This window comes from Streptomyces sp. NPDC015127, assembly GCF_043080095.1.
Taxonomy (GTDB): Bacteria; Actinomycetota; Actinomycetes; order Streptomycetales; family Streptomycetaceae; genus Streptomyces.
In genome coordinates this window covers 16,821-27,058 of sequence record NZ_JBIBVE010000005.1, presented here as the reverse complement: position 1 = coordinate 27,058, position 10,238 = coordinate 16,821, and the positions used below count along the sequence as shown (strand labels likewise).

8 protein-coding genes and 1 pseudogene are annotated in these 10,238 nt (G+C 73.7%); 3 read left to right on the top strand and 6 right to left on the bottom strand.

The window, feature by feature from the left end; translation table 11 throughout:
* Positions 1-372 (bottom strand): annotated as a pseudogene (locus ACF08N_RS11290) (hypothetical protein); the annotation flags it as partial.
* A gap of 285 nt (positions 373-657) precedes the next feature.
* Here ACF08N_RS11290 and ACF08N_RS11285 point away from each other — a divergent pair.
* On the top strand, positions 658-2,712 hold the full coding sequence (locus ACF08N_RS11285) for a PhoX family protein (protein ID WP_392324673.1): 2,055 nt from the start codon (positions 658-660) through the stop codon (positions 2,710-2,712).
* A gap of 13 nt (positions 2,713-2,725) precedes the next feature.
* Here ACF08N_RS11285 and ACF08N_RS11280 read toward each other — a convergent pair whose 3' ends face one another.
* Both ACF08N_RS11280 and ACF08N_RS11275 read right to left on the bottom strand, forming a co-directional pair.
* Positions 2,726-3,685, bottom strand: a complete 960-nt coding sequence (locus tag ACF08N_RS11280; RefSeq protein ID WP_392324356.1) for a hypothetical protein — start codon at positions 3,683-3,685, stop codon at positions 2,726-2,728.
* 137 nt (positions 3,686-3,822) lie between these two features.
* Positions 3,823-5,301 carry an APC family permease gene (locus ACF08N_RS11275; protein ID WP_392324355.1) on the bottom strand — a complete coding sequence of 493 codons (1,479 nt, stop codon included), beginning with the start codon at positions 5,299-5,301 and terminating at the stop codon, positions 3,823-3,825.
* Positions 5,302-5,498: 197 nt separating this feature from the next.
* Between ACF08N_RS11275 and ACF08N_RS11270 the strand changes: the two genes are divergently transcribed.
* The gene (locus ACF08N_RS11270; RefSeq protein WP_392324354.1) at positions 5,499-5,912 is read left to right on the top strand and encodes an RNA-binding S4 domain-containing protein; all 414 of its coding nucleotides are present in this window, start codon (positions 5,499-5,501) and stop codon (positions 5,910-5,912) included.
* 287 nt (positions 5,913-6,199) lie between these two features.
* On the opposite strand, the gene ACF08N_RS11265 is transcribed toward ACF08N_RS11270, so the two are convergent.
* The 3 genes from ACF08N_RS11265 to ACF08N_RS11255 form a co-directional block, all read right to left on the bottom strand.
* Complete coding sequence (locus ACF08N_RS11265; protein ID WP_392324353.1) at positions 6,200-8,179, bottom strand: FUSC family protein; 1,980 nt, start codon at positions 8,177-8,179, stop codon at positions 6,200-6,202.
* A 59-nt stretch (positions 8,180-8,238) separates the two neighbouring features.
* Entirely contained in the window at positions 8,239-8,484 is a 246-nt protein-coding gene (locus ACF08N_RS11260) for a DUF2630 family protein (RefSeq protein WP_392324352.1), read from the bottom strand.
* Positions 8,485-8,562: 78 nt separating this feature from the next.
* Entirely contained in the window at positions 8,563-9,582 is a 1,020-nt protein-coding gene (locus ACF08N_RS11255) for an endonuclease/exonuclease/phosphatase family protein (RefSeq protein ID WP_392324351.1), read from the bottom strand.
* A gap of 186 nt (positions 9,583-9,768) precedes the next feature.
* On the opposite strand from ACF08N_RS11255, the gene ACF08N_RS11250 reads away from it, so the two are divergent.
* Positions 9,769-10,179 carry a hypothetical protein gene (locus ACF08N_RS11250; RefSeq protein ID WP_392324350.1) on the top strand — a complete coding sequence of 137 codons (411 nt, stop codon included), beginning with the start codon at positions 9,769-9,771 and terminating at the stop codon, positions 10,177-10,179.
* The last annotated feature ends 59 nt before the right edge of the window (positions 10,180-10,238 follow it).

Below are 10,238 nucleotides of genomic sequence, written 5' to 3'. Positions count from 1 at the left end.
GTCGGGGGCGGTGTCCTCGGCCGCGAGGGGTTCGACCTCAGGGGTCTCCGCAGACGCAGCGGCCGCAGGCGCGGCCGCCTCCGGCTCGGTCCCGAGGGACTCGGTAGCGGCGGGCTCCGCAGGCGCGGCGGGCTCCCGGACCGAGGACGGGGTCGGCTTCGGTTGGGTGGGGAAGCGCGGCGTCGGGTTGTCGAACGCCGCCGACACCAGTTCCGCCGCGCGGTCCACCGGCGACTGCGCCGGCACCGTCGCCTTGGCCGGTTCCGTGCGCTCCGTCTGGGCCGGAACGGAGGTCGCCGCCGACTCCTCGCGTCCCGCGCCGTCAGCGCGATCGCGGCCGAACACCTTGCGCAGCAAGCTCCGAATACCCATGGGCGGGGCCTTTCGCATGAGTTGAGTGCGGTGACTGTCCGCTCCTGCAGACGTTCCCCCCGGGCAACGCAGGCCAGGGCGGACACGTAAGGTTAGCGGCCGCCCGCCGCGGCCTCGGGGAGGGCACCCGCATGCCCCGCCCACACACCCCAACCGCACCTCGTGCGTGCCGCATTCATCCCCCGTTCACCTCATGTCCGCCGCCGGGCAGAGGAGCGCGCCTAACGTCACGGCCGGAATCATTCCGACACCATGTCGGCGCAGTTCGCGCCGAAGGAGGACGACGTGCGCAAACTGCTGCCGCTGTTGAACACCGCCCGCCACGCGGGCGGACGTTCCGCGCTGACCTGCCGCTACCGCTGCGGCGACGCCTGCTTCCACGAGGTCCCCAACACCAGCGACAACGCCTACGTCGGTGACGTCATAGCGAGCGCCCTGTCGCGCCGTTCGATGATGCGTGCCGCCGCTGTCGTCACCGTCGCCGCCGCGGCCGGCGGTGCCGCCGTCGTACAGGACGCCGCCCCCGCCGCCGCTGCCGGAACCGGCCACCCGCACACGCCGGGCGGTGCCGACGGTGCCCGCGGTCTGCGCTTCGCCCCCGTCGCCCCCAACACGGACGACAAGGTCACCGTCCCCGCGGGCTACGAGCAGAGCGTCGTCATCCGCTGGGGCGAGCCGATCCTGCGCGGCGCGCCCGCCTTCGACCCGGACCGGCAGACCGCCAAGGCCCAGGCCGGGCAGTTCGGCTACAACAACGACTTCCTCTCGCTGCTCCCGCTGCGGGGCGAGCGCGGCCGCCAGGTCCTCGTCGCGAACCACGAGTACACGGACGAAGTCCTGATGTTCAAGGGCTACGACCCCGAGAACCCGACCCGCGACCAGGTCGAGATCGCCTGGGCCGCGCACGGTCTGTCGGTCGTCGTGGTCCAGGAGGAGCACCGCTCCGGCAGGCTGACGCCCGTCACGCGCCACCCGCTCAACCGTCGCCTCACCGCGACCAGCGAGTTCGAGCTCACCGGCCCGGCCGCGGGCTCGGCCCTGCTGCGTACGTCCGCCGACCCGTCCGGCACGAAGGTGCTCGGCACGCTCAACAACTGCGCCGGCGGCACCACCCCGTGGGGCACCACGCTGCACGGCGAGGAGAACTTCAACCAGTACTTCGCCAACGGATCGAGCGCGACGGACAAGCGGTACGGCCTCGGCACCGGCGCCACCGAGCGCAAGTGGGAGCGTTTCGACAAGCGCTTCGACGCCAAGCAGGAGCCGAACGAGTCCCACCGCCACGGCTGGGTCGTCGAACTGGACCCGTACGACCCCGAGTCGACGCCCCGCAAGCGCACCGCCCTCGGCCGCTTCAAGCACGAGGCGGCGCAGCCGCGGCTGACCGACGACGGCCGTCCGGTCGTCTACATGGGTGACGACGAGCGCTTCGACTACTTCTACAAGTTCGTCTCCAGCAAGCGGATGATGAAGGGCGGCTCCCGGCGCGCCCGCGAGCACAACCTCACGCTCCTCGACGAGGGCACCCTCTACGTCGCCAAGCTGACCGGCGACAGCCCGGCCGCGGAGATCGACGGCACGGGCAAGCTCCCGAACGACGGCGAATTCGACGGCAGCGGCGTGTGGATCCCGCTCGCCACGGGCGACGTCTCGCACGTCCCGGGCATGACCGCCGACGAGGTGTACGTCTTCACCCGCATCGCCGGTGACAAGGTCGGCGCCACCAAGATGGACCGCCCCGAGGACGTCGAGCCGAGCCCCCGCACGGGCCGCGTCTACGTCGCGCTCACCAACAACAAGGACCGCGGCGCTGCCGGCAAGGCGGGCGCGGACGAGGCGAACCCGCGCAACAACAACAAGCACGGCCAGGTCCTGGAGCTCGCCGAGTACGGGAACGACCCGGCGAGCGACCGCTTCGCCTGGCGCCTCTTCCTTGTCGCGGGCGACCCGAACGACCCGGCCACCTACTTCGCCGGTTTCCCCAAGGAGAAGGTCAGCCCCATCTCCTGCCCGGACAACGTCGCCTTCGACCCGCACGGCAACCTGTGGCTGTCCACGGACGGCAACCAGCTCGGCTCGCACGACGGCCTGTTCGGCGTCGCGACCCACGGCGCGCGCCGCGGTGAGCTCAAGCAGTTCCTGACCGTGCCGACCGGCGCGGAGACCTGCGGCCCGATCATCCAGGACCGCCGCGTGCTGGTCGCGGTCCAGCACCCGGGCGAGGTCGACGGCGCCTCCGTCGAGAAGCCCGCGAGCTCCTGGCCCGACGGACCCGGCAGGCTCGTGCGCCCGTCGGTCGTCGCGGTCTACCGCAAGGACGGCGGCAGCATCGGCGTCTGACCGGCGAGCCCGTTCACGGGGTGGCGCCGACGTGTGTGCGCCACCTCGTGAACTGCTCGGCCGCGTCTCCCGTGTAGGTCCACGGGAGATGTGCCGCCCGCGTACCCAGCAGCTGGAAGAGGCCGCGGGCCTCCTGTTTCAGACCTGCGTAACAGGCCGCGTGCGTGAGGTAGTTCAGCTCCCCGATCTCCTGCGGGGCGACCGGTCCGTCCGCCCGCCACAGGATCCACCGGTCCCAGGTGCGCCGGATCTCCACGATCGCCAGCTCGTGCTTCCAGTGCTGGTCGAGGCCGCGCACCACGCGCCCCTGGGCCCCGTCGAGGACATGGCGGTACTCCTCCGCCCGCGCGACCTGCACCAGCACCGGCAGCGGCGACCCGGGGGGCGACGCCCCTGCTGCGTCCCGCGCGAAGTCGTACATCCTGCCGTGCGTGCCGTGCCAGCGCGCCGAGTGGTAGCGCAGCAGCTGCACGTGCCCCTCCACGTTGTACGGGTCGCGCCCCCGCATCTCGTCCCACCAGCGCCGCAGTTCACGGCGCGGCACCCCGCCCTCGTACAGCCGCGCCACCGTCAGCAGCGACACCCACGGCATGGGGTCGGCGGGGTGCAGCTCGGCGGCGGCGAGGCAGGCCCGCACCGAGAGGTCCAGCCGGTCGCGGTCGACGCCGCCGCCGCGTCCCGCGGCGATGGCCCGGTGGAAGACCCGGACGACATCGGTCGCCGCGGAGAGGACCGCGGCGTCGGGGCCGGCCGGCTCGGCGGCCCGCCACATGCCGGTGACGGACGAGCCGGCCGCCGCGTGCGCGAGCAGCCTGATCCGGTGGGTGCGCAGCCCCCAGTCGTCGCCGGTGTCGCGCAGCAGGTCCCGTACGCCCTGCCAGCGGCCGATGACGATGTCGTCGAGGGCGTCCGACAGCGCCCGGTCCCCGTATGCGGGATCGAAGTCGGGGGCGAAGCGGCGGCGAGCGGCCATGGGCGGCACTTCCCTCGGCGGTTCAGGGTTCGATCTGGCGATCTTCGGAGGGATCCACGGCGACTGCGGGGATCTACAGGCTCTACGGGGGCCGGCGGCCGGTCCGGCGCGGTGATCGGGGGCGGGTGCGGCCGTGGTCAGTAGTCGGTGGCCAGCGCCTTTTCGGCGTAGTCGGGACGCCGGCCGGGCCTTCGGCCGTCGTAGTCGTCGTGCTCGTCGACCGGGCGGGTGGCGTCGAGGGGGTCGGGCCGGTAGTAGGAACTGCCCCTGCGCCAGTAGTGGACCATCGGCACGAGACCGGCGGCGAGCCCGCCGAGACCGATCGCGACCGACGCCCCGCTCAGCTCGCCCAGCGACTCGAAGAAGATCCACAGCATGAACAGCGCGCCGAACAGTGGCCAGACGCCGCCGATGACGAAGTCGCGCACGGAGCGGAGCAGCGTCCTGCGGTACGCGACGACCGCCGCGATGCCCGCGAGACCGTAGTAGAACGCGATCTGCAGCCCTATCGCCGCGACCGCGGCGGCGAGCACCTCACCGACGGAACCGAGCGCGGCCGATGCGGCGAACATCGTGAGCGCGACGGCGCCGACGCAGGCGACCGCGGCCCACGGGGTGTGCCGGCGGCGGTGCACGCGCCCCAGCACCGCGGGCATCGTGCGGTCCCGGCCCATGGCGAACAGCGAGCGCGTCACCTGGATGAGCGTCGTCTCCAGAGTGGCGACGGTGGACAGCAGCACGGCCAGCACGAGGAGTCTGCCGCCCACACCCGGCCACACCGCCTCACCGAGGGCACCGAGCACCTGGGAACCGGCGGCCCGGATCTCCTCGGCGGTGAGGAACATGTTCACCGCGACGGTGAACGCCTCGAAGAGGAGGAAGACGACGCCGACCCCGATCAGCGCGGCGAGTCCCGCGGTGCGCCGGTTGTCGCGGGTCTCCTCGCTCAGATTGCTGGTGACGTCCCAGCCCCAGAAGTAGAAGGTGGCGATCAGCGCGCCCGAGGCGAATCCGGCGGTGCCGTCGAAGTGCCCGAAGCCGAACCACGACCAGTCGAACGCGACCCGGCTGCCGCCGTGGACGAGCGCGGCGGCGACGAACACCACCAGGACGGCCATCTCCACGCCGGACAGCAGGAGTTGGGCCCGCACGGTCAGCCTCGCGCCGCCGAGCACGACCAGCAGCATCGCGACGAACCAGGCGGCGCCCGCGGCCGTCGCCAGGGCCCTGTTGTCGGCGAGGTCCGGGTCGAGGAGCGCGAGCGTCATCGCACCGGCGGGCAGGGAACCCGCCACCATGAAGAGCGTCGTGGAGACGACCAGCGCCCACCCCGACAGGAAGCCGAGGAAGGGGTGCAGGGTGCGGCCCACCCACGAGTACCCGGCGCCGGCGTTGACGTCGAGACGGCCGAGCCGGCCGAAGGCCAGGACGATGCCGAGCATGGGAATCGCGCAGTACAGCAGGGCCGCCGGTCCCGCGAGACCGACGGTGGCGACGAGGACGGCGGTGGTCGCCGCGATCGAGTAGGCCGGGGCGCTGCCCGCGACCGCCATGACGACCGTGTCGAACGTCCCGAGGACCCCTGGCCGAAGCCCTCTGCCGGAGCTGCTGCGCATGGAAATCTCCGAATGCCCTTGTGCCGCGCGGGAGGTGCGGGCACGTCAGAAGCGAACACCCGCGTTCGGAGGAGACGCCTCCGTCAAGGGGAGATCGTGCGCATCGTAGTCGGATGTGTGCGCTGCGGTGAGGGGGTGGGGTGCCGTCCCGCCCGGGCGAGTGCCCCACGGCTCCCCGGAGCCGTACAGTCGGTGGCATGGCTGATGAGGTAGCGGACGAGGGGACCGTACGGGTCGACGCCTGGGTCTGGTCGGTACGGCTCACCAAGACCCGCTCGCAGGCCGCCGCGGCCTGCCGGGCAGGCCACGTCCGTGTCAACGGGGAGCGGGTCAAGCCCGCGCAGTCCGTGCGCGTCGGCGACCAGGTGCGGGTGTTCCACGCGGGACGGGAGCGGCTCGTCGTCGTCTCCAAGATCGTGCGGAAGCGGGTCGGCCCGCCGGTGGCCGCGACGTGCTACGTCGACAACAGCCCGCCGCCCCCGCCGAAGGAGTTCACCGCCCCCGCGGCGGTACGGGACCGGGGCGCCGGCCGCCCGACCAAGCGGGACCGCCGCGAGCTGGAGCGCCTGCAGGGGCTGGGTCCTCACTTTCGGATCACGCCGGATCAGTGAGGGTCCCCCACGCCGGCAGGGCGTAGGGGGAGGGTCTGGCGCATGGGGCCTCCCCAGGCCCGCCAGGGCCGAGGGGACGCATCGCAAGGTGGAGGATGGGGGCACCTCCCGGCCGAAGTCCCCCAGCTACCGCTGGGAGGTGCCCCCAGGGGAGAGTCCACGCGGATCGTCGGCGACTGACGACAACGCCGGGGGCACCTCCCGTGCCCGAAGGGCTACGGGGGAGAGGTGCCGTGCCAGGGCACGCGAGCCCGGCAGGATCCGAAAGAGAGGGCCGGGGGCCGGGGTCATGACCGGGGCGCGGGCGAGGCGATCGCCCGCGCCGCCCTCACCTCCTGGCGCAGCGGCTCCAGGACACCCTTCTCGTCGCCCGGCAGGTCGGCGCGCACCTCCACCAGCTCCTCGCTGGAGCGCACGCCCTCGGCGAGTTCGCGCAGCTGCTCCTCGATGCCGGTGATCTCCGCGTCGCGCGGCGGCTCCGCCCCGTGGTCCACGCGTACCCGGGCCGCCGTCGTGGCGTCCACGATCCGCTCGACGGCCACCACGAGCGGCCACCAGGCGGCGGCCCGTGCGCCGGTCGGCGGCGGCTCGGTCAGGGCGCGCTGGAACTCGGACCGTACGGACGACAGGTCCCGGTACAGCCGCCGACGACGCCGCACCCGCTCACCCTTGTCGGTCCCGCCCGGCGCGCCGAACGCGCACGCCACGTAATCCGCCGTGTCCTCCACGGCCCGCGCCAGCCGGTCGCCGATCCGGGTGTGCCAGCTCTCCGGCCACAGCAGGTAACCCGCCACCAGCGCGATCGCGCAGCCGACGAGGCTGTCCACGAGCCGGGGCAGCACCAGGTGGAAGCCCTGGTGGTTGAGGACGTCCGACAGCATGAGGATCACCGGGGTGATCGCCGCGGTCTGGAAGGCGTAGCCCTTCGCGGAGAACGCCGGGATCAGCGCGGCGAGGAGCATCATCACCGGCACGTCCGCCCAGCCGCGCGGCACCGCCGCGAGGACCGCGGCGGCGACGAGCAGGCCCGCGGCCGTGCCCAGCGCCCGCAGCACCGCGCGGGAGAACACCGAGCCGAAGTCGGGCTTGAGGACGAACGTGACCGTGAGCGCGACCCAGTACGAGCGGGTCACCGGCACCAGCGAGACGAACGTCTGGGCGATGCCGATGCACAGCGCGAGCCGCAGCCCGTACCGCCAGGACGGCTCGGACATCAGCACGCTGCGCGCCGCCCGCCGGACGCGGACGCCGAGTGCCGCGGGCCGGCCGAGCCGGTCGTCGGCGAGAGCGGGGTCGGCGTCGGGCCGGTGGACGACCGCGGACGCGTGGCGCAGGGCCCGGTCGACGGCCCGGTCCGCCGGGCCCTCCGGAGCGGGCAGCACCCACTCCGGTTCCGGGCCGCGGCCGCGCTCCACCGCGTCCGCCAACTCCCGTACGGCGGCGGCTATCTCGGGCCGACGAGAGGCCCGGCCGTAGCGGTGTGCCGCCGCGGCGGCCTCGACGAGCGGGATGACCACGTTCAGCTGGGCCAGCAGCCGCACCAGCGGGCCGCGCCGTCCGTGGTCGCGGGCGCGCCGCGCCAGGATCAGGTCGTAGGAGGTGTTGAGGGACTGGGTGACGTCCTGGCGCCGTTCGTCGTAGTCGCCCGTGCCCGCCGCGGCGAGCAGTTCGGCGACGCTGCGGTAGGTCGCGGCGACCGCGGCCACTTCCGGTATCCGCCCGCGCAGCGGCCAGCCCAGCAGGGTCAGCACGAGCACGAAGAGGCCGCCGAGGGTGAGCAGCAGCGGCGCCTTCCACCACGGTCCCGGCATCGGCAGGCCGGCGCCGACGACGGCGTTCAGCAGGAGCAGCAGGCCGGACACCGAGGCGACCGCGCCGATCGACGAGATCATGCCGGAGACGAGCGCGACGAGCGTGAGCGCGCCGACCGCGGCCCAGCCGTGCCCGTACACGAGCGTGCCGAGCGTGACGCCGACCGCGCCGAAGAGCTGCGGGACGGCGATGTTCAGCAGCCGCATCCGGTAGGCGTCGGCGGTGTCCCCGATGACGCCGGACAGCGCGCCCATCGACGCCAGCGCCCCGTACGCGGGCTGTCCGGACGCGAGCCCCACGGCCAGCGGTGCCGCAAGGGCGACGGCCGCGCGGGCGACGGCGGCGCGCGGGACGGGCGCGTTCTGCGGACGCAGACCGCGGAGCAGCCATTCCGGTGGGGCGAGCCGCCCCGCGCGCCCGCCCGCCGCTGCCGTCCCGCCCTGGAGATCCGCCATGGTGTCAAAAGACCCCGGAACGCACCTCTCGCGCAAGTACGGCGACCGGGACGGGCACGTCAGCTCTCGTAGTTCTCCACCTCGTCGGCGGGCTGCTCCTGCGCCGAGTCGGGGTTGTAGCCGAACTCCGACTTCGCCCGCCGCCTGCGCAGCAGGTCCCAGCACTGGTCGAGGCGGATCTCCACTTCCTTGAGCCTGGCCTGCCGGTCCGCGTCGAGTCCGCCCTGCTGGACCGAGTAGTCGCGCAGGGCGCGCTCCTCCTCCACGAGTGCGCCGATGTCGTCGATGATCTGCTCGTCTTTCATGACTGCCACTTCCTGGTCAACCAACCGGCCGCCCCGCGTGGCCTCGCACCACGTCCCCACTCTGACTCCGCCGACTTCTCAGCGCACGTCGTGCAGTTCCAGGGTGACGAGCAGCGCTCTGTGGTCGGTGTGCGCCAGGTCGAGGAAGCGGGCGGAGCGCACCGAGAAGTCCTCGCTGACCAGCACGTGGTCGATCTGCACGCCGAACGGGCGGGGCAGGCCGGCGGGCCAGGACGGGGTACGGGAGGCGCCGGCGAGCCGGGCCGCGTCGCGCAGGCCGCCCGCCCGCAGGAGGTCACGGAAGGCTGCGTGGTCCTGCGTGGCGTTGAAGTCGCCCGCGACGAGGGACGGGCGGTCCGCGGCCGCAGCGGCACGGTCGCGCAACCGCGCCAGGTCCCCGCGCCAGTCGGCCACGGCGCCGGGGACGGGCGGCATCGGATGCGCGAGCTGGAGATCCACCCGCCGGCCCGCGACATCGGCGACGGCGCCCGGCATGCCGAGCACGGAGCGGACGCCGGGCGCGGGGGTCAGCGGGTACCGGCTGAGGATCGCCGAGCCCGCCGCGCCATCGGCCTCGACGACTCGGCGGTACGGGTAGTCGGCGCGGGAGACCTCGGACGCGAGCGCCTCGGCGCACGCGGCCGGGCACTCCTGGACGAAGACGAGACCGGGCCGCTCCCGGGCGAGGGCCGAGACCAGCGCGTCGGTGGCCCCGCCGAACTCGAGGTTCGCCGTGAGCACGTCGAGGCGGGCGACGACCGGCCCGGGCGGGTCCTCGGTCAGCCCGGTGTCGTACGGCCTGACGAACCAGCCGGTCAGGGCCAGCACCGCCACCGCCCACGCCGCGACCAGGCGGCGGCGGCCCGGCAGAGCCGACAGCAGCGCGACGCCGGCCGGGACCAGCAGCCACGGCAGGAAGGCGAGCAGCTGCGGCAGGGGCGTGACGGCGTCGGTGTCCGCGGCCCGGCAGGCGACGACAGCGGTCGGGACGACGAGCAGCAGCCCGGCGAACACCGCGCCCCCGCGCCGCCCGCGGCCGGGACGGGCGGTGTACGGCCCGGCCTCCGGATACGTGCCGTCCCTGGTCTCCTGGTCCACGCCGGCCTCCGAGCCGCGAGTCGTCGACTGCGCGCGGGCAGTCCGTCTGCCCTGAGGACGCCAGTCCGGCCGAGTCCGTTGCCGCTGTCCGGGGAGAACGGGGGTACTCGGCCGGCCTGACTTGCCGCCGGGGGCGCACGGGTGTGCCCTGTAGGGACGGGGGTCGGAGAGAAGGAGCTCTGCGCCATGGCCTCACAAGCAGCGATGCCGCGGCGGCGGCGTCGGCACCGGACGTCCGAACGCCCCCACCACGGCCGCCTCGGCCTGCTACTGCCCGCCCTGCTCGCCGTGACGGTCGGCATCTGGGCCGCGTCCATCCAGCGTTTCGAGAACGGCGGGATCGCCACGGGCGGTCAGTGGGTCCTCGGCGTGGTCTGCGCGGTGGCGGTCGGCGCGGTCGCCTTCGGTCTCGGCCGTATCCAGCACGCCCTGCCGCGCGAGCTGCGGGCGCTGGCGTACGGGGCGCTGACCGCGGTGATCATCGGGTTTCTGACCAGCCTGGCCGGCGGGAGCGTGCTCAGGGCGGCGGGCATCGGCGTCGCGGTCGGCCTGGGGCTCGGGCTCGTGACGTTCTACTACTACTACACCCATGAGTGAGAGCGGCCCGGCCCAGCACCTGTCCCTGCTCCAGGAGGGCTGAGTCCCCGGCCCGACGG

What these genes read in the sequence shown, in the direction of transcription:
- ACF08N_RS11280 (WP_392324356.1), bottom strand. Translation starts at nt 3,685, where the DNA reads ATGGCCGCTCGCCGCCGCTTCGCCCCCGACTTCGATCCCGCATACGGG.
- ACF08N_RS11275 (WP_392324355.1), bottom strand. Translation starts at nt 5,301, where the DNA reads ATGCGCAGCAGCTCCGGCAGAGGGCTTCGGCCAGGGGTCCTCGGGACG.
- ACF08N_RS11270 (WP_392324354.1), top strand. Translation starts at nt 5,499, where the DNA reads ATGGCTGATGAGGTAGCGGACGAGGGGACCGTACGGGTCGACGCCTGG.
- ACF08N_RS11265 (WP_392324353.1), bottom strand. Translation starts at nt 8,179, where the DNA reads ATGGCGGATCTCCAGGGCGGGACGGCAGCGGCGGGCGGGCGCGCGGGG.
- ACF08N_RS11260 (WP_392324352.1), bottom strand. Translation starts at nt 8,484, where the DNA reads ATGAAAGACGAGCAGATCATCGACGACATCGGCGCACTCGTGGAGGAG.
- ACF08N_RS11250 (WP_392324350.1), top strand. Translation starts at nt 9,769, where the DNA reads ATGGCCTCACAAGCAGCGATGCCGCGGCGGCGGCGTCGGCACCGGACG.